Consider the following 22,896-nt stretch of genomic DNA (forward strand, 5'->3'; position numbering starts at 1 on the left):
CCTTCCTCACTAACCGAATTGACGCGACGCCGTCACGAGACGGCACGCATGCGTTCACTGTCACCGGTGGGCGGCACTCGCCGCCACCCGCGGACGCGAGACGGCGCTCACAGGTGGCGGTAGACGTCCTCGAGCGTGAGTCCACGGCCGAGCATGAGCACCTGGATTCGGTACAGCAGTTGCGAGACCTCCTCGGCCAAGCGCTCGTCCGACTCGTGCTCGGCGGCGATCCAGACCTCTCCCGCCTCTTCCAGGACCTTCTTGCCCTGGGCATGCACTCCCGCCGCCAGCGCCTCGACGGTGCCCGATCCCTCGGGGCGGGTGCGGGCCCGCTCGGTCAACTCGGCGTACAACTCGTCGAAGGTTTTCACGGCTAGAATCCTCGCATCCTGCGCGGCTTTCCCGTCGAGCGACCCAGGCCCCGGGAACAGAGTGCCGCAAGGCACGGTTGACTTGGCTGACGCGATCCACTTTGCTGAATTCGGCTCGTCACCGTGCGACAACGAAAGGTCGTGGTATGGAGAACGAGAGGCTTCCGGACGAGACCGTCGGCTCACAGCGCCGACACGGGCAGTTCGACGTGCGTCTACCCGACCACGTCGAGCGCATCGACCAGGACACGGAGTACTGCTCGGTCCTGTTGGACGGCGACTGGCAGAAGATCAGATTCCACGACTACGACCGGATCTTCGCTATTCCGGGACTGTACGAACAGCTATTCCACGACATTCTCGACTGCCGTTCCCCTGACGTCGTGGGCAAGCTGCTGAAAGAAGAACTGCAACGCAGCAATGTGAGTCCTTCGTCACTTCGCGTCCTGGATCTGGGGGCCGGCAATGGACTCGTCGGCGCGCAGATGCGCACTGTGGGGGCAGGGCATCTGGTGGGCGTGGACATCATTCCCGAGGCGCGGGCCGCGGCACTGCGCGATCGGCCGGAGGTCTACGACGACTACCTCGTGCTCGACATGACCGACCTGGCGGAACAGGACCGGGCCGCACTGGCACAGCACCGGTTCACCGCGCTGTCGTGCGTGGCGGCACTCGGCTACGGCGACATTCCGCCGGAAGCCTTCCGGACCGCCTTCAACTTCGTCGCCGACGGTGGCTGGATCGCCTTCACCATCAAGGATCGATTCCTTTCGGAGGAAGACACCTCCGGCTTCGCCAGGCTCATCGAACGGGCCAAGGAGACCGGGCGGCTCGACGTGCGGATGTCGGAACGCTACCGGCACCGCCGCAACGTCCGGGGTGAGCCACTGCACTACGTCGCCGTGGTGGGCAGGAAGCAGGCCGACCTGCCTGCCGACCTGCTGTCCTGACCGACGCCGTGCGGCGTCGCCGACCGGCTCAGACCGAGCGCGCGAGCGCGGTCAGAGTCGGGACGTCGACGCCCACGAGCGACGAGCGGAACACCCGACGCCGCCCGGGCGGCACCGGAACCTCGTGGGGAACGACGAGGACCGTGCAGCCCGCGGCGACGGCGGACTCCGCCCCGACCGGCGAGTCCTCCACCGCGACACACCGTGCGGGATCGACGCCGAGCAGCCGTGCCGCACGAAGGTACGGCTCGGGGTTCGGCTTGTTGAGTCCGTCCACCTCGTCGCCGCAGACCGTCACGTCGAACTTGTCGTGACCGATGGTGCGCAGGGCCAGTTCGGTGATGTCCCGCTCGGTCGAGGTGACCAGCGCGGAGGGAACACCCGCCTCGCGCACGGCGAGCAACGCCTCGTTCGCGCCCTCACGCCACGGGATCTCGTCGGCGAACAACGTCTTGACCCTGGTACGAATCCACTGGGCCACCTCGGCCACCGCCTCGTCGTCGACCGGTTTTCCGGTCACGCGCAGCAGTTCCCGGCACGTCGCCGTCATGTTCGACCCGACGAGCGCGGCTCGCTGGTCTGTCGTCAGCGTGCCGCCCAGCCACTCCACGGCCTCGTAAAGCGCGACCGTCCACAGCTTCTCCGAATCGACGAGCGTGCCGTCCATGTCCCAGAGCACGGCGGCGATTTCGTCCACAGCGGACACCTCGTCCACGTCATCTCCTCGGTCCTCGATCGATCGGCGTCGACACCGGCCACGCTGCCCGCCGACGACGTACGCCACCGCCGCACGGGCTGTGGTCGCAAGCATTCCCCGACAGCCTACGGTGATCGCCAGGGGCCGGGCCTTCGCGTCGACCCGGGGCGACGGCGCCGTGGGCCCGTCGTGGCACCGGCGAAGCCCGACGCGTGCCGAAATCACTCGCACAGCGCCGTAGGCTGGGGGACGTGAGCACGCCCTTCGACGAGACGACACAGGAGCGATCCGACCGGAAGCCGGTCATGGTGCTGGCGTTCGAGGGTTGGAACGACGCCGGTGACGCGGCCACCACCGCTGTCGAGCACCTGCAGCTGAACTGGGACGCCAAGCCTCTGGCGGAGATCGACCCGGACGCCTACTACGACTTCCAGGTCAACCGCCCCACCGTCCGCCTGGTGGACGGTGTCACGCGCCGCGTCGAATGGCCGACCACCCGGCTGGCGGTGTGTCGACCGGAGGGCTACGACCGGGACGTCGTGCTCGTGCACGGTCCGGAGCCGAACATGCGGTGGCGGGCGTTCTGCGACGAGCTCCTGGCTCACGTCGACCGGCTGGAGGTCTCCAGCGTCGTCACACTCGGTGCGTTGTTGGCCGACACGGCGCACACACGTCCGGTCCCCGTCACCGGAACCGCCTACGACGCCGACGCGGCGGCACGGTTCGGGCTGGAACGCAGCCGCTACGAAGGGCCCACGGGCATCGTGGGGGTGTTCCAGGACGCCTGTGTGAAGGCCGGGGTGCCCGCCGTCTCGGTCTGGGCCGCCGTACCGCACTACGTGTCCCATCCCCCGTCGCCGAAGGCGACGCTCGCGCTGCTGCGGAAGCTGGAGGACGTTCTCGACGTGCGCATCCCGCTCGGCGCGCTGCCGGAGCAGGCCGAGGAGTGGCAGCAGACGGTCACGGAGATGACCGACGAGGACGACGAAGTGAGCGAGTACGTGCGCAGCCTGGAGGAACGCGGCGACGCCGAACTCGTGCTGGACGAGAACAGCGGTGACAAGCTCGCGGCCGAGTTCGAGCGCTACCTGCGTCGGCACGGCCGGGGCGGCACCACCGGCGACGGCGGCACCGGGGGCCCGTCCGGCCGCTGACCGCGCGTCCGGTCAGAGCCGGTCAGAGCCGGTCAGAGCCGGTCAGAGCAGCTTGCGCACCGGCACCGCGCCCCGCGCACGACGACGCCACTCACGGGGATACCCGAGCGAGACCTCCTCGAAGCGCACCCCGTCGACCGTCGTGGTGCGCGGGATGTGCAGGTGTCCGTACACGGCGAGTTCGGCGCGGTACCGCACGTGCCAGTCCTCCGTCTCGCGCGTCCCGCACCACAACACGAACTCCGGGTAGTAGAGCGGCTCGGTGGGGTGGCGGTGCAGCGGCCAGTGCGACACCAACACGGTGCCGTGGTCGTCGGGGATCTCGGCGAGCCGCTTCTCGCTGTACTCCAGTCGTCGGGCACACCACTCCCGGCGGCTGGCGTACGGCTCGTGGTGCAACAGGTATTCGTCGGTGCAGACGACACCCGCCTCCCGCGCCTGCCGGAGCGCCTCCTCGACGGACTCCCCTTCCGCCGAGGGGGCTCGCCAGCTGTAGTCGTAGAGCACGAACAGGGGCGCCACCGTCAGCGGCCGCTCCGCGTGCGGCCACACCGGGAACGGGTCCTCGGGCGTGAGGACGTCGAGCTGCCGGCACCGTCGGACGAGTTCGCGGTAGCGCTCCTCGCCGCGGTGCTGGTCGGGGTCCTGCGCGGTCGTCCACAGCTCGTGGTTGCCGGGCACCCAGATCACGGTGGCGAAGCGTTCCCGCAGCCGGGCGAGCGTGTCGACGACGGTCCCCATCCGTTCGCCCACGTCACCGGCGACGATCAGCCAGTCGTCGGGACCTTCCGGCACGATCTGGTCGACGAAGGCTTCGTTTCCCCGGTGCGTGACGTGCAGGTCGCTGGTCGCGTACAAGTTGGGCACGCGCCCACGGTAGCCGCGCTCGACGCCGCGACGGCAGCGACGTTCGGAAAATCAGTGGCGACCCCGGCGACGTGACGTTAGAGTCGATTCCGCCATGAAGAACTGACACCGCGTCCGCACCCGCGTCCGAGGCAGCGCCCGGCGGGTGATTCCGTCTTCCCTCACGGGCCGGTGATTTCTCATGTCTTCGTCTCTCGTCATCGAGGTGCGCGACCTCTCCTTCTCCTACTCCGACCGCGTCGTCTTCGACGGACTGAACCTCACCCTCGGCGCAGGGCGCCGACTCGGCCTGGTCGGCGAGAACGGTGTGGGCAAGTCGACGCTGCTGCGGCTGCTGGCCCGGCAGGAACAACCGCAGGCGGGCGAGATCAGCGGCGGTGGGGACATCGGCTTCCTGCACCAGGAGCTGCCGTTCCCGCCCACCGCCCGGTTCTCCGACGTCCTCGACGACGCCTTGCGGGACATCCGGCAAGCCCTCGCGCGGCTCGACGTGCTCGCCGAACGGCTGCAGGACCGTCCGGACGATCCCGACCTGCTCGAGGAGTACGGCCAGGTCCTCGACTGGGCGCAGGCGCACGACGCCTGGGACGCCGACCGGCGAGCCGAGCTGGTCTGTGCCGGGCTGGGACTGTCGACGCTGGCGCCCACCCGCCCGTTGCACACGTTGTCCGGAGGCCAGCGTTGCCGCCTCGCCCTCGCGGCGCTGCTGATCCGTGCGCCCGAGACTCTCCTGCTGGACGAGCCGACCAACCACCTCGACGACGACGCGTTGGAGTTCGTCGAGAAGCACCTCGCGTCGGTCTCGGGCATCGTGGTGCTCTCGTCGCACGACCGCGTCTTCCTCGACGCGGTGTGCACCGACATCGTGGACCTCGATCCGGCGTTGGGCGGGCCCACACGGTACGGCGGTGCCTATTCCGAGTACCTGGAGTACAAGCGAGCGGAACGGGTGCGGTGGGAACAACGCCACGCCGAGGAGCAGCGGCAACTGAAGCAACTGCGCTACGACGTGCAGGTCACCGCCCGGCAGGTGGCCCCGAACCGAGCCCCGCGGGACAACGCGAAGATGGCCTACGACTTCGCGGCCGGACGGGTGCAGAAGCAGCTCTCACGCCGAGTCAGGGCCGCCCGACTTCGATTGTCCGAATTGGAGCGAAACCAGGTACGGAAGCCACCACCCCCGTTGCGGTTCAGCGGCGAGATCACCGGCGACCTCGGTGCCGGGCCCCGACGCCTTCTCGCGGCGCGCGGCGTCACCGTCGCCGGTCGGCTGGCGCCGGTGTCCGAACTGGACCTGCACCTCGGCGGCGACGGCTCCGCCACGCGGCTGCTCGTCACGGGAGGCAACGGGGCGGGCAAGTCCACCCTGCTCTCCGTCCTCGCCGGTCGACTCACCCCGGACGCGGGCACGGTCGATCGGGCCCGCGGGGTGCGGGTGGGACTGCTGGAGCAGGACGTGACGTTCCCCGATCCCTCGAAGACGCCCCGGCAGCTCTACGACGCCGCGACCGCCCACCGCGCGGTACCGACGTTGACGTCGCTGGGACTGGTCGCGCCACGGGAGATCGACCGGCCGATCGGGGCGCTGTCGGTGGGGCAACGTCGGCGGGTGGCGCTCGCCCTGCTCGTCGCCCACCCGCCGCACGTGCTCCTGCTCGACGAGCCGACCAACCACCTCTCGCTGACCTTGGCCGAGGAACTCGTCGAGGCGCTCGACACCGCGTCGCCCGCCGTGGTACTGGCCTCGCACGACCGCTGGCTCCGCCGCCGGTGGACCGGGGCGGAGCTGTCACTACGTCCGTTGTGACGGGCGCGGGTGCGCCTAGAGCACCACGCCCAGCAGCGAGTCGACCGCCGACCGCACGAGCGCGGGGGCCGTCTCGTCGCGGCCCCCGTAGCGGAGGGTCTCGTCGGCCCAGGCATCGACGGCCAGCAACGCCTTGGGCGTGTCGAGGTCGTCGGCGAGGTGGTCACGCAGCCGGTCGATCGTGGCCTCCGCAGCGGGACCCGACGGCGCCGAGGCCGCCTCCCGCCAGCGCGCGAGCCGCGCCTGAGCCTGTGCGAGCAGATCGTCGGTCCACGTCCGGTCGGTCCGGTAGTGCCCCGCGAACAGGGCGAGCCGGATCGCGGACGGGTCCACGCCGTCCGCCCGCAGCCGCGAGACGAAGACCAGGTTGCCCTTCGACTTCGACATCTTCTCGCCGTCGAGGCCGATCATCCCGGCGTGCACGTAGTGGCGCGCGAACGGATGCTCCCCCGCCAACGCCTCGGCGTGCGCGGCGCTGAACTCGTGGTGCGGGAAGACGAGGTCCGAACCACCGCCCTGGACGTCGAAGCCCAGGCCGAGACGGTTGAGAGCGATCGCGCTGCACTCGATGTGCCATCCGGGTCGCCCCCGACCGAGGCTCGTGTCCCAGGCCGGTTCCCCGGGGCGCTCGACCCGCCACAGCAGGGCGTCGAGCGGGTCACGCTTGCCCGGCCGGTCGGGATCACCGCCTCGCTCCGGGAAGAGCGTGCGCATGGTGTCCTCGTCGTAGTTCGACTCGTAGCCGAACCGACCGGTGAACGACCGGTCGAAGTAGACATCGGGGTACTCCGGATCGTCGACCCGGTAAGCAGCTCCGCTCGCCAGCAGCTTCTCGACAGCCTCGACGATCTCCGGGATCGTCTCGACCGCGCCGACGAAGTCGCGTGGCGGCAGCACACGCAGTGCTTCCATGTCCTCGCGGAAGAGCGCGGTCTCCCGAAGCGCCAGCACGACCCAGTCGTCGGAGTCGCGTTCGGCCCGCTCCAGCAACGGATCGTCGATGTCGGTGACGTTCTGGACGTAGTGGACCTCGTGACCCGCGTCCAGCCACAGTCGGTACACGAGGTCGAAGGCGAGGTAGGTCGCGGCGTGCCCGAGATGCGTGGCGTCGTACGGCGTGATGCCGCACACGTACATCCGGGCGACCCGGCCCGGCGCGGTGGGCCGACGCTGACCGGTGGCCGTGTCGTGGAGCCGCAACGGGCGTGGGCTACCGGGAACACGGGGAACGGCGACCGAGGACCAAGTCTGCATACCTCAACCCTATGCGCGTGGGTGCCTCACCGGTCCGCATGGTGGACGGGCTTCCAGACGTGCGTCACACCCTCGCGAAGCTCTTCACCGGTCGGCGCTTCCTCGGGATCGAGTATCCACTGGACGGCGAGACCGTCACAGACGGCGACGACGAACGCGGCGACCGCTTTCACCTTCGGGTCGTCGGGCGTGCTGCCGTCCCCGAGGGAGCGGGCGACGAGTTCGGCCACCGTGGCCCGACAGCGGCGGTACTGCCGCGCGAACTGCTCCCGCAACATCGGATCGCGTTCCGCCTGCGCGAGGGCCTCCAGATGTGAGACGACGAGTTCGCGCTGGGCCACGAGCCCGTCGAGCAGAGCAGACCACGCGGAGAAACCGCGTTCGGCCGTCGTGGCGTCGGGATCGGCCATCGCGACCCGGGCCAACGCCGCCGTCCACTCCTCCACCGCCTCGCCGATGGCCTCGTTGAGCAGTCCCTCCTTCGAGCCGAAGTGGTACCCGATGGAGGCGAGGTTGGTGTTCGACTCGGCCACCAGATCGCGAGCGGTGATTCGGGCGTAGCCCTTCGTGCGCAGCAGTCGGCGCGCGGCGGCGAGCAACTCTTCCCGATGACTCACGGTGTCGAGCCTACGACACGCTGGACAGCCGATTTATACGAGCGTATAAGACACTCATGGCGACCGACACCTCACGGACTGTCATCCGACTCGACGACGTCACCGCGACTCGGGAGCCTCCCGGCCCCCGCCTGCCGATGCTGGTCCAGACCATATTGTTCGGCGGGTTCCGCCGGTACTGGCTGCCGCACCTCCGACGCCGCTACGGCGAGGTGTTCCGCCTGCGCCTCTACCCGGGGCGCTCCGTCGTCCTCCTCACCGACGTCGAGCAGATCCGCGCGATCTTCGCGGGCCCGACCTCGGTGTTCCACGCGGGCGAGGGCAACGTGATCCTCAAGCCCGCGATGGGCGACCACTCCGTCCTGCTCACCGACGAGGACGTGCACCTGCGCGCCCGCAAACTGTTGATGCCCGCCTTCAACGGCGCCTCGCTGCGGGGCTACCGCGACATGATCACCGAGCTGGCGGAGGCCGAGGTACGGCGTTGGCCCGCGCACCGTCCGTTCTCCGCCCACGCCCGGACGCAGGCGTTCACCCTGGAAGTCATCCTGCGCGTGGTGTTCGGCGTGTCCGACGGCCCGCGCCTGGACGAGTTGCGGCATCTGCTCGGCAGGATCGTCGACATCGGCCCCATCCAACTGATCGGCTGGTTCAATCCGGACCTCCAGCGCACCGGCCCCTGGAAGCGGTACGCGCTCACCCAACGTCGGGTCGACGAGCTGCTGTACGCCGAGATCGCCGAACGACGCCGGGCCACCGACCTCGCCGACCGCCGCGACGTCCTCTCGCGCCTGCTCACGGTATCCGCCGACTCCGACGAGCCACCCCTGACCGACGCCGAGCTCCGCGACCAATTGATCACCCTGCTCCTGGCCGGACACGAGACCACGGCCACCGCCCTGGCGTGGACACTGCACGAGCTGGCCCGCGACCCGGACGCCCTCGCGAGAGCGACCCGAGCGGCCGACGAAGGCGACGAGAAGTACCTCGAAGCCGTGGTCAAGGAAGCCTTGCGCCTGCACCCGGTGATCTCGGAGGTCGCCCGGAAAGTCACCCGGGACATCCAGATCGGCGACATGCGCATTCCTGCAGGCCACACGGTGATGCCGTCCATCGGCCTCGTACACGCCGATCCCACCCACCATCCCGAGCCGGACCGGTTCCGACCGGAACGGTTCGTCGACGCCAACCCACCCACGGGAACCTGGTTCCCGTTCGGCGGTGGTGTGCGTCGCTGCCTCGGCGCGGGATTCTCGCAGCTCGAATCAGTCATCATGCTGCGCGCGGTGCTGAGCCGACACCACGTCACACCCGAACGACTCGCGCCGGAGTATCCCAAGGCCCGCAACATCACGACGGTGCCCGCGCGCGGAGCCCGCATCGTCACCACACCCCGCAGTTGATCACCCTTTGTGACAACTCAACCCACATAGCGTAACGACATGGTGACGTTCCCCACATAGGCTGGTGCCTTCCACGGACGCTCCGACAGGGCGCCGAGGGTCCACCGAGGTGAAAGGGGTGCGTGATGTCGACGACGAGCGCGACGGGCAGCGGTGACACGGGAACCGGCCGCTACCTGGTCCTTCTGCAGGAGGACTCGGCCGCGGCGGGGCTACGCACGATGGCACGGGTCGCGGGTCTCCGGGCAGCCAGCACGGCGGACGTCAGCAGCTTCCGCACCGCGGACGCACTGAGCGGCGCGGACGGCCTGCTCTTCCACGATCTCGGCGTCGCCGTGGTCACAGCCGCTCACGACCAGGCCGACGCGCTGCTGCGCGCCATCGCCGATCGGGGCCCCATCGCCCGGATCGAGCCGGAACGCACGGTCCACGCCTACACCGCACCGCCGGGCGAGAGCGACGAGGACACCGTGCAGGGCCGCGGCCCCACGCTGGCCGAGGCGTCGTTGACGTGGGGCCTGCGGGCACTCGGCATCGGGGACGACACCGCGACCGGTGCCGGGATCCGCGTCGCGGTGCTCGACACGGGCTTCGCGGTCGACCATCCCGACTTCGCCGACCGCGACGTCGAGGCACGGTCCTTCGTGGACGGCGAGGACGTCGACGACGGGCACGGCCACGGCACCCACTGCATCGGCACGGCGTGCGGGCCCCGCGCTCCGGAGGAAGGGCCAGGATATGGGGTGGCCCCCGGGGCCGAGATCTACGCGGGCAAGGTGTTGAGCAACGCGGGCAGCGGCACTGACGGCGACATCCTCTCCGGCATCGCCTGGGCGGTGAACAACGGATGCGCGGTGGTGTCGCTGTCGCTGGGAGCTCCGACCCAGGCCGGGGAACCGCACTCAGAGACGTTCGAGACGGTGGCCCGTCGGGCCATGCAACGCAACACGTTGATCGTGGCGGCGGCGGGCAACGACAGCGACCGCGCGGGCGGGACGATCGCCCCGATCAGCCACCCGGCCAACTGTCCGTCCGTGCTCGCCGTGGGCGCCGTCGACGCGTCGATGGCCGTGGCCAACTTCTCCTCAGGGACGGTGGACCCGAACGGTGCCGTGGACGTCGTCGGACCGGGGGTGAACGTGCACTCGAGCTGGACGATGCCCGAACGCTACAACTCGATCAGCGGCACCAGCATGGCCACGCCGCACGTGGCGGGTGTCGCGGCGTTGATCGCCGAGAAGCACGGCGCCCGGGCCTGGGAGCTGTGGGCTCGCCTCGGTCAGTCGGCGCAGCGACTGCCGCTGCCGTCCACCGACGTGGGCGCGGGCCTCGTCCAAGCCCCGTGAACCCGGCGTGTCCGCAGCTCCGGTACGCGTGTCCGCAGCTCCGGTACGCGTGTCCGCAGCTCCGGTACGCGTGTCCGCAGCTCCGGTACGCGTGTCCGCAGCTCCGGTACGCGTGTCCGCAGCTCCGGTACGCGTGTCCGCAGCTGCGACGCGAGGACGCGTACGCAGACTGCGGACACGCCGACACCCGGTGCGGACACACGTCGCTGAACCGCGGACACGATGCGAGGCGGCGGCGGGCTCCCCACCTCAGGCGCCGGCCGCCGCCTCCACCTTCGCGACGACGGCACGCTCGACCGCGTCCTTGTCCAGCCCGAGCCCGGACAGCGGCCCCGTCCCGTCCTCGTCGTCCAACAACGCCAGCAGGACGTGCTCGGTCCCGATGTAGTTGTGCCCCATGCGCAGGGCCTGCCGGGACGTCAACTCCAGGACCTTGCGGGCGTTCTGGTCGTACGGGATCAGCTCGGGCACCTCGTCCTCGCGCGGCGGCAGGACCGAGCTCACGGCCTCGCGCACCGCACTCGCGGTCACTCCCTGGTCCTCCAGCACCATGGCCGCGATCGCCTGAGGCTCGCTGAGCAGGCCCAACGCCAGATGCGCGGGGGTGATGAGGGAATTACCCGCCGCCCGCGCTTCCTCCTGCGCAGCCATGATCGTCTTACGGGCACGCGGAGTGAAGCGCTGGAACCCTTCGGACGGGTCGAGCGTCAGCGGCTCCGACTTCGGCACGAACCGTTTCTGGGCGGCCTGCTTGCTGACCCCCATGCTCCGGCCGATGTCGGTCCAGGACGCACCCGACCGCCGCGCCTGGTCGACGAAGTGGCCGATGAGGTGGTCCGCCACGTCGCCGAGGTGCTCGGCCAGCAACACCGCGTCGGAGAGCTGTTCGAGGATGTCGGGACGCGTCTTCTTGATCGCGTCGATGAGGTCGTCGAGCCGGATCGTCGGGGGCTTGATGGACTTGTCCGTCATGCGTCAACGATAGGTTGACGATCCTGCTATCGTCAACCTGGTGTTGACGCCATTCACGACGCGGACCTCGACTTCGACGAGCTGGCCGCCCGACGCGCCGCCACGAACAGTCCCAGCGCCACGATCCCGGCCACGGCCGCCACGACGGGAAGCTGCGCGAGGCCACCGGCCCCGAGCACCGCACCACCGATCGCCCCTCCCGCGGCGACACCGAGGTAGGTGCCCGACGTGTTTAACGCGAGCGCCTGCGTGGCCACCGGTCCCGCGAGCAGATGGAGCCGCGCCTGGACCGCGGGCGAGTTCCAGAAGGCGGCCCCACCCCACACCGCCACCACCGGCACCAGCAGCACGACCGGCACCGGTCGCCACGGCCAGAGCGCCAGGAGCGCCGCCATCGCGGCGACGAAGGCCGCGACCCCGGCGATCAGGGCGCGGTCCGGACCCCATCGATCGGTCGCGACACCGCCCGCCCAGATGCCGAGCATCCCCGCCGCACCCGACACCGCGAACAGCACACCACGCTGTCCCGCCCCGGCGTCGGCCAGCGCGTCGACGTAGGGCGCGAGGTAGGTGAGCACCATCATCGACCCGAGCATGAGCACGAGATTCGCCGCGAGCCCGAGGGACACGGCGGGACGCACCAGGATCGCGAGCTGCTGCCGCACGGGCAGCGCCTCCCGCACTCCCGTGCCCGGCGGGAGAACGAACCGGGCCGCCACGCCGAAGACCAGGCCCGCGACGGCCATGAATGCGAACGTCGTCCGCCACCCGAACGCTCCCCCGATCCACGTGCCCACGGGCACGCCCACGGCGATCGCGCCGGTGACCCCGAACGCCACCACCGCCACGTACCGGCCCACCCGCTCCGCCGGCGCGAGCGCGGCCGCTGTGCCGAACAGCACGGGCGTCGCCGCGGCGGCCGCCAACGCGGCGAGCACCCGCAACGCCACCAGCGTCGGATAGTCGGGCGCACCCGCGGCGAGCGCATTGGCGAGGGTGAACACCGCCGCCGCCGTGCCCAGGAGGGCACGCCCGCAGATGCGCGCGGCCCCGATCGCGATGACCGGCGAGGCGATCGCGACGGTGAGGGAGAAGGCGGTCACCAGCTGCCCGGCCACCGCCTCACTCACCGCCAGGTCGGCGGCGATCTCCGGGATGACACCGGCGATCACGTAGTCGTCGGTGTAGAAGACGAGGGCTCCCACACCGAGCACGAGAAGCCAGACGGGCACCGTCGGAGAGTACTCACCACCGCCGACGCACCGCACGCGATTTCCGTCGCTCCGGGGCGGGGACACCCGCACGCGTGCGAGAAGTGCGGGCACACGTTCGCAGAGCGCGGACACGCGTACGGGAAGTGCGGACACGCGTGCGCAAGGCGAGGACACGCCTGGGCGACGTCAGGCTCGACGGTGATGCAGGTAGTTGCTCACCACGGCAGCACCGAGGCCGTCGAGGTCGGGTGCCACCACCCGTCCCCCACCGCGCCGGGCGAGCAGCTCGACGAACGCCGTGAGTCTGGGGTCGTCGCCGAGGCGGAACACGGTGAGCGAGGCGCGGAGCCGGGCCAGTCGGTCCACTTCGGAAAGTGTCTTCGCCAGGGTGCGGGGGCTCGGCGGGTAGGAGAACTCGGCCTCGCCGTCCCCCTCCAGGTGTGCTGTCGGCTCCCCGTCGGTCACCAGCAACACCACGGGCACGGCGTCCGGGTGCCGCCTCAAATGCCGCTCGGCGAGCAGCAGTGCGTGGTGGGCGTTGGTGCCCTGTTCCCACGTACCCTCCAGCCCCACGAGCTCACCGATGCGCACCGACTGCGCGTACCGGCCGAACGTCACGACCTGCAGCGCGTCGCCGCGGAACCGCGTGGTGATCAGGTGGTGCAACGCCAACGCGGTGCGTTTCATGGGCAGCCACCGGCCCTCGGACACCATCGACCACGACGTGTCCACGCACAGTGCCACGGCCGCGCGCGCCCGATGCTCGGTCTCGGCGACCTCCACGTCGGCCACGTCGAGCCGGATCGGGCCGGAACGGTCGCTCGCCGCGGTGCGCAGCACGGCGTTGCGCAGGGTCTGCGACACGGCCCACGGTTCGCTGTCCCCGAACTCCCACGGCCGCGTGGATCCGGTGGGTTCTCCCGCCGCGCCCGCCGAGGCGGTGTCCCGTCGGCCGGTCCGGCTCCGCAGTACACGGACGACGTCGGCCAGCGCCGTCTCGCCGAGTCGGCGCAGCGCCCTCGGCGTCAGGCGTAGCGTTCCGTCGGGAGCACGCTCGACGACGCCCTGTTCCCGCAACGCTCGTTCCAGTTCGGACAGTCGGCGCGCTGCGACACCGGCGTCCGGTCCAAGCTGCTCCTCCAACGCCTCAATGTCGATGTCCTCCAGCCGAGCCCCCGGATACGACTGGGAGAGCTGCTCGGCCAGCGCGTCGAGCTCCGAGAGATCGGTCATCGCACGGACGCCGTCGGCCAGCCCCAGCGGGTCGTCGCCACGGAAGCGCTCGGCCGACGTCCAGTCCTGGCCGGGGCGCAGGTCGCGCAGCAGCGAGTCGAGCTGCGCCACCTGCTGCGCGATGCGCGGGTCCCCGAACGCCTGTGCGGAGAGCTCGGCCAGTTCCTGTCGCTGCTCGGGGGTCATCGAGTTCAACGTGCGCTGGGCCGCGGAGGCCCGGCGCGCGAGCACGTCCACCAGCTCGTCGATCGTTCGCGGGTTCTCGGGGAAGAACTCCCCGTGCCGTCGCATGAACTCGGCGAATCGTTGCTCCACGTCGCCGTAGCCCTGGGCGTGCGCGGCGAGGAGAGCGTTGAGGTCGGCGAGCATGCGACCGACCCGCTCGACGTCCTCGGGCGAGGTGGACCGCAGGGCGTCCTTCATGCCCTCGAACCGCGACTGCAACAACTGCTGGCCCAGCAGCTCCCGGATGCGTTCGTAGTCCCGTCGACCGGTCTCGGTGGCCCACTCGTAGTCGGCGAGTTCGCTGACGGCGGCAGCCGTGCCCGAGGGCAGCGCATCCAGTTGCGCCTCGCGGAATCGCGCCTCATCGGACGGGTCGGCGAACGCGGCACGCCGCTCGGCCGCCACCGCCTCGTCCAGCAGGCGTCGCACCTCCTGGAGCGTGCCGTCGAGGCGGTGCCGACGCTGGATTTCGGACCGCCGCTGCCAGAGTCGACGGGTCAGCTCGTCCAGTCCCGGCGTCGACCGGGTGCCACGACGCAGCAGTTCGTCGAGCGCCGCACGCGGCGACGCGCCCGCCATCACGTCGGAGCCGAGCGCGTCGACCGCTTCCCGCAAGTCCGGCGGCGGAGCCAGCGGATCGGGACCGCCGTGGTAGGGACCGTACGAATAGGACTCGGCCATACCCGCTCCTCGCTAGGGGCCGTACACCGCGGTGGAGCCGTCGACGTCCTTGGCGACCCGGCGGGCCAGGTACAGCGATTCGAGCGCGAGCTCCACAGCGGACGCCAGGCGTGGGGCGGGCTCGTCGGCCGAGACGCCCGCTCGCTGCGCCACCTCGTGCAGCACGGGGAGTTCCGGCAACGCGGCGAGCAGCTCGGCACCGGTGACCCGCTCCCCGGTGGCGACGAGGTGCCCGTCGGCCACCGCGTCGGCGAGAGGTCGCAGGTCGAGGCCCGCGAAGAGTTCGCGGGCGGTCTCCGCGACGGCCCGTCGCAACAGATGCACCAGGTGTTCGTTCTCGCGCCCTTCCTCGCCAGGCTCGAACTCGATCTTGCCGCGCACCACGTCGGGGACGGCGTCGAGATCGATCGGCCGGGCCACGGCGGGTCGCTCCCCCGTGAGCGCCGAACGTCGGAGCGCGGCGGCGGCCACGGTCTCGGCCGCGGCGACCGCGAACCGCGCCGACACTCCCGATCGCTGGTCCACCACCGTCGAGTCGCGCAGGTTGCGGACGAACCGCGCCAGCACCGACACCAGCGGGTCGCCGACCTCGGCCACGAGCCGGGCCTCCTGCCGCACCACGTTCACCTCGGCGGCGACGTCGAGCGGGTAGTGAGTCCGCACCTCGGCTCCGAAACGGTCTTTGAGCGGCGTGATGATGCGCCCGCGGTTCGTGTAGTCCTCGGGGTTGGCGGTGGTGACCAGCAGCACGTCCAACGGCAGCCGGAGCGTGTACCCGCGGATCTGGATGTCGCGTTCCTCCATCACGTTCAGCAGCGCCACCTGGATCCGCTCGGCGAGGTCGGGCAGCTCGTTCACCGCGACGATGCCCCGGTGGGCCCTGGGCACGAGGCCGTAGTGGATGGTCTCGGGATCGCCGAGACTGCGGCCCTCGGCGACCCGGACGGGGTCGACGTCGCCGATCAGGTCACCGACGGAGGTGTCCGGGGTGGCGAGTTTCTCGGTGTAACGGGCCGACCGGTGCAACCACGCCACGGGCAGCTCGTCCCCCAGTTCCTCCGCGCGGCGACGCGACACGGGCGTGATCGGGGCGAGCGGGTGTTCGGCGAGTTCCGAGTCCTCGATGACGGGGGTCCACTCGTCGAGCAGCCCGGCGAGCGTGCGCAGCAGGCGGGTCTTTCCCTGCCCCCGCTCACCGAGCAGGATCACATCGTGCCCGGCGAGCAGTGCCCGTTCGAGCTGAGGCAACACGGTGCGGGAGAAACCGACGATCCCCGGCCACGGATTCTCCCCGGCGCGCAGGGCAGCCAGCAGGTTCTCGCGGATCTCGCTCTTGACGCTCCGGGGCCGGTACCCGGCAGCACGTAGGTCACCCGCCGTGCGGGGCAGGTCCGCGGGAGGGGAAGGCGAGATCGAGGACTGTGGAGACGTCACGACATCGACGCTACTGCCGCCCTCGCCACACGTCGACGTCGACCCGCGGCCGGTAGGCTCGATCCTCGTGTGTTGTCCCAGTGCGACTCTCGCCGTGTGGTCGTCGGCCTGGCTGTCCGGCTCGGCCGCGCCCGACGACGTGCTCGACGCCCTCGCGGTGTGGGGTGAGGCCCATGAGGTGGTGGCTCACGACTCGGCGACCGCCGCAGCCTTCGACGTCCCGGTGGACGGCGAGGGTGCCGCCCCGCCGGCACGGTTGCTCGCCTCGCTCCGGACGCTGGGCATCACCGACGGACGCCTGGTGCTGCCCGTGGCGGGCGACGTCCGGGGACTCGGCGCGGGCGGACCGTTCGCCTCGGCGGCGTTGCGCGCGGGTGAGGCGCTGGTCTTCGCCGACCTCGGATTCGGGGTCGTGCCCCGTCACCTCGCGGAAGGGCTGTGGCGCTGGACCGTGTACGCGCTGGCCGACCATCCGACCACCGGACGGCCCGTGCCGGAGTACGTGCCGCTCGGCGAGGCGGAACACGGCCTCACGGATGCGGTGCGGGACAGCGCGGGAACGTTGCAGGCGTTGGACGTGGCCCGCGAGCGTCCCGGTGTCCGGGCGGAGTTGGCGGCCCGGTTGCGGGCCCGCCCCAGGCCGGACTGGCCCGCGGGCATGCCCGGTCGAGCACTGCGGGTGCTCCAGCGGGCCGAGGAGGTCGCGGCGATCCTGGACCTCGCGAAGGCCGACGAGCCGGGCGGCGCGGTCTCGGCGTCCGGGGCCGCCCGTCGCGCACAGGCATTGCGTCCGCTCGACGACGCGGTACGCCGGGCCCGATGCGCCGCCGTGAACGAGTCGGTCCGCCTGCTCACCCGGACCTCCGAGTCGTCCTGACCGGATACTGCGGTCGACCACACCCCGGTGTGCGGTCGACCCCATGGGAGTGAGCGTCCGATCTGCCTAGCGTCACGCGGGTGATCGCACGACATGTTCCTCGGCGGCTCGCCGCCGGACTTCTCACCACACTCACCGTGGTGCTCGCGGCATGGGTGTCCATCGCCGCGGAGAGCAGCGTCCCACCACCGAGAGGGAAGGACGCCTCACCTGAGGTCTTCAGCGCCGAGCGCGCCCTCCAGCGACTGCGGGACATCGCCACCACCGCCCGCCCCATCGGAAGCCCGGAGAACCGCCGAATCGAGGACACCCTCGTGCGGCGGCTGAGCGAGCTCGGGCTGTCGGTCGAGGTCCAGCGCGCCGTCGGAACGCGCACCGCCGCCGGGCTCGCGACGTTCGGTCGGGTGGACAACATCGTGGCCACGCTGCCCGGCACCGACCCGACGGGAGTGGTCGTGCTCGCCGCACACCACGATTCGGCGCCGATGGGGCCGGGTGCCGCCGACGACGGGGCCGCTGTCGCCGCCGCCGTCGAGACCGCCCGCGCACTGGTGGACGGCGGCAAGCCGCTCCGTAACGACCTCGTCGTCCTGGTGACCGACGGCGAGGAGGACGGCGCGCTGGGGGCCGGCGCCGCCGTCCGGCACCCCGCGCTCGCCGGGCGGACCGGCGTGGTGCTCAACTTCGAGGCGCGGGGCGTCGCGGGTCCCTCGACGTTGTTCGAGACGTCGGAGGGCAACGCCGCCCTGGTGAGGACCGTGCACGACGTCGTCCCCCACACCCGTGGCAACTCCGCTCTCGTCCAGCTCTACCGGCTGCTTCCCAACAACACCGACCTCACGCCGTTGACGCGGGCGGGTCTGGCCGGGCTGAACTTCGCGTTCTTCCACGACGCGTCGCGCTACCACACCGCGCAGGACACGGTGGACCGGCTCGACCCGGCGAGCCTGCAACACCACGGCACCACCATGCTGGCCCTGGCCCGCGCGTTGGGCGACACCGACCTCACCACGGTCACCGCCTCGCACGACGCCACGTACTTCTCGGTGTTCGGCCTGACGGTGCGGTACCCGGGCGCCGTGGCCGTGCCGCTCGCGGTGGGCGCCTGCGCGCTGGTGGTGCTTCTGGGCTGGCTCGTCCGACGCCGACGGCAGGCCACCGTGCCGAGGATGCTGCTCGGTGCCGCCTCCGCCGCCGCGCCGATCGTCGTCGCCGCGGTGTCGGCACAGGCGCTGTGGCAGGTGCTCGTGTCGTTGCGGCCCGGCTACGACCTGATGGGCGGACTGCTCCACGCCCCACGCGCCTTCGAGTTCACCCTGCTGGTCCTCACCGCCGTGAGCCTGCTCGGCTGGTATTTCCTCCTTCGCCGGAGGTTGGGTCCCGCCGCTCTCGTGACGGGCGCGTTGTGCTGGCCCGCCGCGCTCGGCGTCGGCCTCGGGCTGTTCGCACCGAACGCGGCCTACGTGTTCACCGTGCCCGCCGTCGTGTCCACGCTCGCGGCGATCGCCGCACTCACCGTGGCACGGCGTCCGTCGCACTCGCTGCTCATCCTCGTGATCGCAGCGTGCCTCACGACCGCCGTGCTCGTCCCGATGGCGCACACCGCTCTGCTGGGCATGGGACTCGCGCTCGCGGGCGTGCCCGCCGCACTCCTGGCCGTGTGGGGTCTCACCCTGCTCCCCCTGGCCGAACGATTCCTGCCACGCGCGGAGCGTCGTCCGGGACTTGGCATGACCGTCGGTGTGCCGGTGGTCGCGGTGCTCCTCGTCGTCGCGTCGATCCCTGTGGGTCTGGCCGCGAACGACTCGACCGCGGACAACCCCGTCCGCTCGCATCTGGCGTACGTCCTCGACGCCGACACGGGCGTGGCGAGATGGGTGAGCGGCGAGCACGAGCCGACAGGCTGGACCCGCCGACACGTCGTGGACCGTGACCTGTCGGGGCTACCGCCCGGGTACGCCCGCGGCGAGCTCTGGACCGGTCCGGCACCCGGGCTCGACGTCGACGGACCGGATGTGAGGTTGTCCGCGCGCACTGCGGACACCCTCACCCTGCACATCGACTCGCCCCGCGACGCGACGTCGGTGATCCTCCGGTTCGACCGACCGATCGCCGAGGTGACGGCGCGCGCCGGAACCGCACCCCCGGCCATGGTCCGCGTCACCGGTGTCCGGGCGAACACCTGGCCGGGCGAGGTGCGGTTCCGCGACCTACCGGAGTCCGGCGTGGACCTCACCGTGCGTACTGCGTCGGACGGCCCGACCCGGGTGACCGTCGTCGACGAGACCCGCGGCCTCGACCCGGTCCCCGGGTTCACCCCGCGTCCACCGGACGTCGTCGCCGGGACGCGAGAGGACGGTGACGTCGTCGCGGTGGCGCGGACCTACGAGTTCTGAGCCCCGGCCGCCGCGGGGCGCCGGGTGGGCTCGCAGCATCGCGTCGCACACGGTGCCCCGTTGGCGGTGTCGCCGCCCGTCGTGAGCGTGGAGAGCTTGCGGACGGGCGCGCCGTCGGTCTGCTCGCGCACGAGCTCCACGACGAGTTGCGCGAACCTCGGGTCGGAGTTGGGCGTGGCCGACCGCGCGAAGCCCATGCCGAGTTCCTCGGCCTTCTCCGCGGCCTCGTTGTCGAGGTCCCAGATCACTTCGAGGTGGTCGGACACGAAACCGATCGGGCAGCACACCACCGCGCGCACACCGTCGCCGTGCAGCGCCTCGATGTGGTCGACGATGTCCGGCTCCAGCCACGGCACGTGCGGCGAACCGGAACGCGACTGCCACACGACGTCGTAGGTCTCGACGCCCAGCTGCTCGGCCACGAGCCGCGACGCCTCCGCGACCTGGCGCGAGTAGCGGTGGCCGCCCTCCTCCGGAGGACCCGACGCGGCGTCGGCCGCCGTCGGCACCGAGTGGGCGACGAACACCAGCCGCGTGTCGCGGTCGCCGACCTGCTCGTACGCGGCGCGCACGGCGTCGGCGTTGGCCTCCACGAACAGGGGGTGGTCGAAGAACTGGCGCAACTTCACCAGCTGCGGCGCCTTCTCCCCCACCGCGGCCCGCGCCCGCAGAATGTCCTCGTCGTACTGGCGGCACGCCGAGTAGCCGCCGTAGGCGCTGGTGGCGAACACGAGGGCGCGCTTGACGCCGTCGGCAGCCATCCGCGCGACGGCGTCCTCCACCATGGGATGCCAGTTGCGATTGCCGAAGTAGACGGGCAACTCGACGCCCTGCGCGGCGAGTTCACGTTCCACCGCCGCGATGGCCTCGCGGTTCAGCCGGTTGATCGGGGACACCCCACCGAAGTGGTGGTAGTGCTCGGCGACCTCGGCCAGCCGCTCCCGCGGTACGCCGCGTCCGCGGGTCACGTTCTCCAGAAACGGCATGACGTCGTCCGGTCCCTCCGGCCCGCCGAACGACAGCCACAGCAACGCGTCATAGTTCACGACCTCATCCTCTCGCCGTCGAGAACCGGACGCAGACCGGGGTCGACCGGTCGGGACGCGCGTCTCACTTTCCGTGTCCGACCACCGATCCCGGCTGTCCCGGACGCGCGACGGGGCGCCCACCAGCACGGTGAGCGCCCCGTCGAGTCGGTCACTGACCGGTGGCGTGGAAGCCGCCGTCGACCATCACCATCGAACCCGTGGTGGCGGGCAGCCAGTCGGACAGCAGAGCGCAGATGCTCTTCGCGACCGGAGTCGGGTCGGTGGTGTCCCACCCGAGCGGCGCGCGGCTGTCCCAACCGTCCTCCAGCTCGGTGAAGCCGGGAATCGACTTGGCGGCCATCGTCTTCACCGGACCCGCCGAGATCAGGTTCACGCGGATGCCGTGCTCACCGAGGTCGCGGGCGAGGTAGCGGTTGACCGACTCCAGCGCCGCCTTCGCCACGCCCATCCAGTTGTAGGCGGGCCAGGCCACCCGGGCGTCGAAGTCCATGCCGACGATCGAGGAACCACGGCCCAGCAGCGGCAGCACCGCGGCGGCGAGCGACTTGTAGGAGTAGGCCGAGATCTGGACCGCGGTGGTCACGTCCTCGACGGGCGCGTCCATGAACGGTGCACCGAGGCAGGTCGCCGGCGCGAAGGCGATCGAGTGCAGGACCCCGTCGAGGCCGTCCACGTGCTCCCGCACCCGGTCGGCGAGCGTGTTCAGGTGCTCCGCGTTCTGCACGTCCAGCTCCAGCACCGGCGCGGGCTCGGGGAGTCGCTTGGCGATGCGCTCCACCAGGGACATCCGGCCGTAACCGGTGAGCACCACCTGCGCGCCCTGTTCCTGGGCCACCTTGGCGGCGTGGAACGCGATCGACCTGTCGGTGATCACTCCCGTGATCAGCAGCCTCTTGCCTTCGAGCAGTCCGGACACAGCAGTCCTCCAGTTCGGGGGTGTAGGGGAGTTCGAGACGACGCGTCAGTGGCCGTCAGTGGCCGTCAGTGGCCTCAGTGGCCTCAGTGGCCGTCAGTGGCCCATGCCGAGGCCACCGTCGACGGGCAGGACCGCACCGTTGACGTAGGCGGCCTCGTCCGAGGCGAGGAACCGCACGGCGCGCGCCACGTCCGCGGGCTCGCCGTAGCGGCCCGCCGGAATCTGGGCGAGCGCGGCGGCGCGCTGCTCGTCGGTCAGCTCGTTGGTCATGTCGGTGACGATGAAGCCCGGAGCCACGACGTTGGCGGTGATGTTGCGCGAGCCGAGTTCCCGCGTCAGCGAGCGGGCGAGCCCCACGAGACCCGCCTTGCTGGCGGCGTAGTTGACCTGCCCCGCGCCACCGCTGAGGCCGATGACCGAGGAGATGAACACGAACCGACCGAACTTGGCCCGCAGCATTCCGCGCGACGCCCGCTTCGCGACGCGGTAGGCGCCGGTGAGGTTCGCGTCGACAACGCGCGTGAACTGGTCCTCGCTCATGCGCATGAGGAGCGTGTCCTCGGTGATCCCGGCGTTGGACACCAGCACCTCGACCGGCCCCTGGTGCTCCTCCACCTGCTTGAAGGCGGTGTCGATCTGCTCGGAGTCGGTGACGTCGGCCTGCACGCCGAACAACCCGTCGGGGGCACCCGAACCGCGGTGCGTCACCGCCACCCGGTGACCTGCGTCGGCGAGTTCCCGCGCGATCGCCAGTCCGATACCGCGATTGCCGCCCGTGACCAGAACGGACCGTCCCACGTGCCACTCCTCGTGCGCGAAGTTCGTCAGTCTGCCGCGCCGAGGTTAGCCGTTGCGCCGCAGCCCACTGCGGCAGGGATCACTACCGACGAGTACGGGTGGCCCCCGCGCGGCACCCGGAGGGTGGCCACGACACAATCGGGCTCGTGTTCCGGATCGTGTTCTTCCACCCCGAGATCCCAGGCAACACCGGAAACGCGATCCGGCTGGCCGCCAATACCGGGTGCGAGCTGCATTTGATCGAGCCGCTCGGCTTCTCATTGGAGGACCGCTACCTCCGCCGTGCCGGTCTCGACTACCACGACCTCGCCCCCGTGCGGGTCCACCGCGACCTCGCCGCGGCCTGGGAGGCGTTGCAGCCCGACCACGTCTACGCGTTCTCCACGCGCGCGCGGCGCAAGCACACCGACGTGGCCTACGCCGAGGGCGACGTGCTCCTCTTCGGCCCCGAGTCGGTGGGCTTGCCGGACGAGGTGCTGGCCGACGAGCACATCACCGACCAGCTCCGACTGCCGATGCTGCCCACGTCACGGTCGCTGAACCTCACGAACACGGCGTCGATCGCCGTCTACGAAGCCTGGCGTCAACACGACTTCCGCGGCTCCGGTGCGCCGACCTCCTGACGCACCCGGCGC

20 protein-coding genes are annotated in these 22,896 nt (G+C 70.9%); 8 read left to right on the plus strand and 12 right to left on the minus strand.

Translation table 11 applies throughout. The features are described from left to right. Positions 1–107 precede the first annotated feature (107 nt). Complete coding sequence (locus JAV51_RS02625; RefSeq protein WP_197318984.1) at positions 108–371, minus strand: phosphoribosyl-ATP diphosphatase; 264 nt, start codon at positions 369–371, stop codon at positions 108–110. A gap of 146 nt (positions 372–517) precedes the next feature. On the opposite strand from JAV51_RS02625, the gene JAV51_RS02630 reads away from it, so the two are divergent. Then, positions 518–1,321 (plus strand): class I SAM-dependent methyltransferase, encoded by an 804-nt coding sequence (locus JAV51_RS02630; protein ID WP_197318985.1) that lies wholly within the window; start codon positions 518–520, stop codon positions 1,319–1,321. A gap of 28 nt (positions 1,322–1,349) precedes the next feature. Here the strand turns inward: JAV51_RS02630 and JAV51_RS02635 are convergent, their stop codons facing one another. Continuing rightward, positions 1,350–2,036: an HAD family phosphatase gene (locus JAV51_RS02635; RefSeq protein WP_197319327.1), complete on the minus strand. Its 687-nt coding sequence runs from the start codon at positions 2,034–2,036 to the stop codon at positions 1,350–1,352. Between the two features lie 233 nt (positions 2,037–2,269). Here JAV51_RS02635 and JAV51_RS02640 point away from each other — a divergent pair, with 233 nt between their 5' ends. After that, positions 2,270–3,172 carry a PAC2 family protein gene (locus tag JAV51_RS02640; RefSeq protein ID WP_197318986.1) on the plus strand — a complete coding sequence of 301 codons (903 nt, stop codon included), beginning with the start codon at positions 2,270–2,272 and terminating at the stop codon, positions 3,170–3,172. Between the two features lie 42 nt (positions 3,173–3,214). On the opposite strand, the gene JAV51_RS02645 is transcribed toward JAV51_RS02640, so the two are convergent. Continuing rightward, positions 3,215–4,039 (minus strand): metallophosphoesterase, encoded by an 825-nt coding sequence (locus JAV51_RS02645; protein ID WP_197318987.1) that lies wholly within the window; start codon positions 4,037–4,039, stop codon positions 3,215–3,217. A gap of 181 nt (positions 4,040–4,220) precedes the next feature. On the opposite strand from JAV51_RS02645, the gene JAV51_RS02650 reads away from it, so the two are divergent. Beyond that, a complete protein-coding gene (locus tag JAV51_RS02650) occupies positions 4,221–5,846 on the plus strand; it encodes an ABC-F family ATP-binding cassette domain-containing protein (protein ID WP_197318988.1) in 1,626 nt (541 codons plus the stop codon). 15 nt (positions 5,847–5,861) lie between these two features. On the opposite strand, the gene mshC is transcribed toward JAV51_RS02650, so the two are convergent. Together mshC and JAV51_RS02660 are read right to left on the minus strand one after the other, a co-directional pair. After that, positions 5,862–7,100 carry a cysteine--1-D-myo-inosityl 2-amino-2-deoxy-alpha-D-glucopyranoside ligase gene (gene mshC / locus JAV51_RS02655; protein WP_197318989.1) on the minus strand — a complete coding sequence of 413 codons (1,239 nt, stop codon included), beginning with the start codon at positions 7,098–7,100 and terminating at the stop codon, positions 5,862–5,864. A 26-nt stretch (positions 7,101–7,126) separates the two neighbouring features. Then, positions 7,127–7,717, minus strand: a complete 591-nt coding sequence (locus tag JAV51_RS02660; RefSeq protein ID WP_197318990.1) for a TetR/AcrR family transcriptional regulator — start codon at positions 7,715–7,717, stop codon at positions 7,127–7,129. 56 nt (positions 7,718–7,773) lie between these two features. On the opposite strand from JAV51_RS02660, the gene JAV51_RS02665 reads away from it, so the two are divergent. Continuing rightward, positions 7,774–9,120 (plus strand): cytochrome P450, encoded by a 1,347-nt coding sequence (locus JAV51_RS02665; RefSeq protein ID WP_197318991.1) that lies wholly within the window; start codon positions 7,774–7,776, stop codon positions 9,118–9,120. Positions 9,121–9,245: 125 nt separating this feature from the next. Then, positions 9,246–10,466 (plus strand): S8 family serine peptidase, encoded by a 1,221-nt coding sequence (locus JAV51_RS02670; protein ID WP_197318992.1) that lies wholly within the window; start codon positions 9,246–9,248, stop codon positions 10,464–10,466. A 249-nt stretch (positions 10,467–10,715) separates the two neighbouring features. Here JAV51_RS02670 and JAV51_RS02675 read toward each other — a convergent pair whose 3' ends face one another. From JAV51_RS02675 to JAV51_RS02690, 4 genes are all read right to left on the minus strand, one after another. After that, entirely contained in the window at positions 10,716–11,438 is a 723-nt protein-coding gene (locus JAV51_RS02675) for a Clp protease N-terminal domain-containing protein (protein WP_197318993.1), read from the minus strand. Positions 11,439–11,491: 53 nt separating this feature from the next. After that, positions 11,492–12,670, minus strand: a complete 1,179-nt coding sequence (locus tag JAV51_RS02680; RefSeq protein ID WP_197318994.1) for an MFS transporter — start codon at positions 12,668–12,670, stop codon at positions 11,492–11,494. Positions 12,671–12,838: 168 nt separating this feature from the next. Continuing rightward, the gene (locus JAV51_RS02685; RefSeq protein WP_197318995.1) at positions 12,839–14,791 is read right to left on the minus strand and encodes a VWA domain-containing protein; all 1,953 of its coding nucleotides are present in this window, start codon (positions 14,789–14,791) and stop codon (positions 12,839–12,841) included. 12 nt (positions 14,792–14,803) lie between these two features. Beyond that, the gene (locus tag JAV51_RS02690; RefSeq protein ID WP_197318996.1) at positions 14,804–16,225 is read right to left on the minus strand and encodes an ATP-binding protein; all 1,422 of its coding nucleotides are present in this window, start codon (positions 16,223–16,225) and stop codon (positions 14,804–14,806) included. Between the two features lie 67 nt (positions 16,226–16,292). Here JAV51_RS02690 and JAV51_RS02695 point away from each other — a divergent pair, with 67 nt between their 5' ends. After that, positions 16,293–17,102 carry a hypothetical protein gene (locus tag JAV51_RS02695; protein WP_197318997.1) on the plus strand — a complete coding sequence of 270 codons (810 nt, stop codon included), beginning with the start codon at positions 16,293–16,295 and terminating at the stop codon, positions 17,100–17,102. Positions 17,103–17,182: 80 nt separating this feature from the next. Then, positions 17,183–19,498, plus strand: coding sequence for a M20/M25/M40 family metallo-hydrolase (locus JAV51_RS02700; RefSeq protein ID WP_197318998.1), 2,316 nt, complete (start codon positions 17,183–17,185; stop codon positions 19,496–19,498). Here JAV51_RS02700 and JAV51_RS02705 read toward each other — a convergent pair. From JAV51_RS02705 to JAV51_RS02715, 3 genes are all read right to left on the minus strand, one after another. Next, positions 19,486–20,544, minus strand: a complete 1,059-nt coding sequence (locus JAV51_RS02705) for a ferrochelatase (protein WP_197318999.1) — start codon at positions 20,542–20,544, stop codon at positions 19,486–19,488. The genes JAV51_RS02700 and JAV51_RS02705 overlap by 13 nt on opposite strands. Positions 20,545–20,695: 151 nt before the next feature. Beyond that, positions 20,696–21,463, minus strand: a complete 768-nt coding sequence (gene fabI / locus JAV51_RS02710) for an enoyl-ACP reductase FabI (protein ID WP_197319000.1) — start codon at positions 21,461–21,463, stop codon at positions 20,696–20,698. Positions 21,464–21,556: 93 nt separating this feature from the next. Then, a complete protein-coding gene (locus JAV51_RS02715; RefSeq protein ID WP_197319001.1) occupies positions 21,557–22,261 on the minus strand; it encodes a beta-ketoacyl-ACP reductase in 705 nt (234 codons plus the stop codon). A 146-nt stretch (positions 22,262–22,407) separates the two neighbouring features. Between JAV51_RS02715 and JAV51_RS02720 the strand changes: the two genes are divergently transcribed. Beyond that, positions 22,408–22,884 (plus strand): tRNA (cytidine(34)-2'-O)-methyltransferase, encoded by a 477-nt coding sequence (locus JAV51_RS02720; RefSeq protein WP_197319002.1) that lies wholly within the window; start codon positions 22,408–22,410, stop codon positions 22,882–22,884. Positions 22,885–22,896: the final 12 nt, after the last annotated feature.

Source organism: Saccharomonospora sp. NB11, from assembly GCF_015910535.1.
Lineage (GTDB): Bacteria > Actinomycetota > Actinomycetes > Mycobacteriales > Pseudonocardiaceae > Saccharomonospora.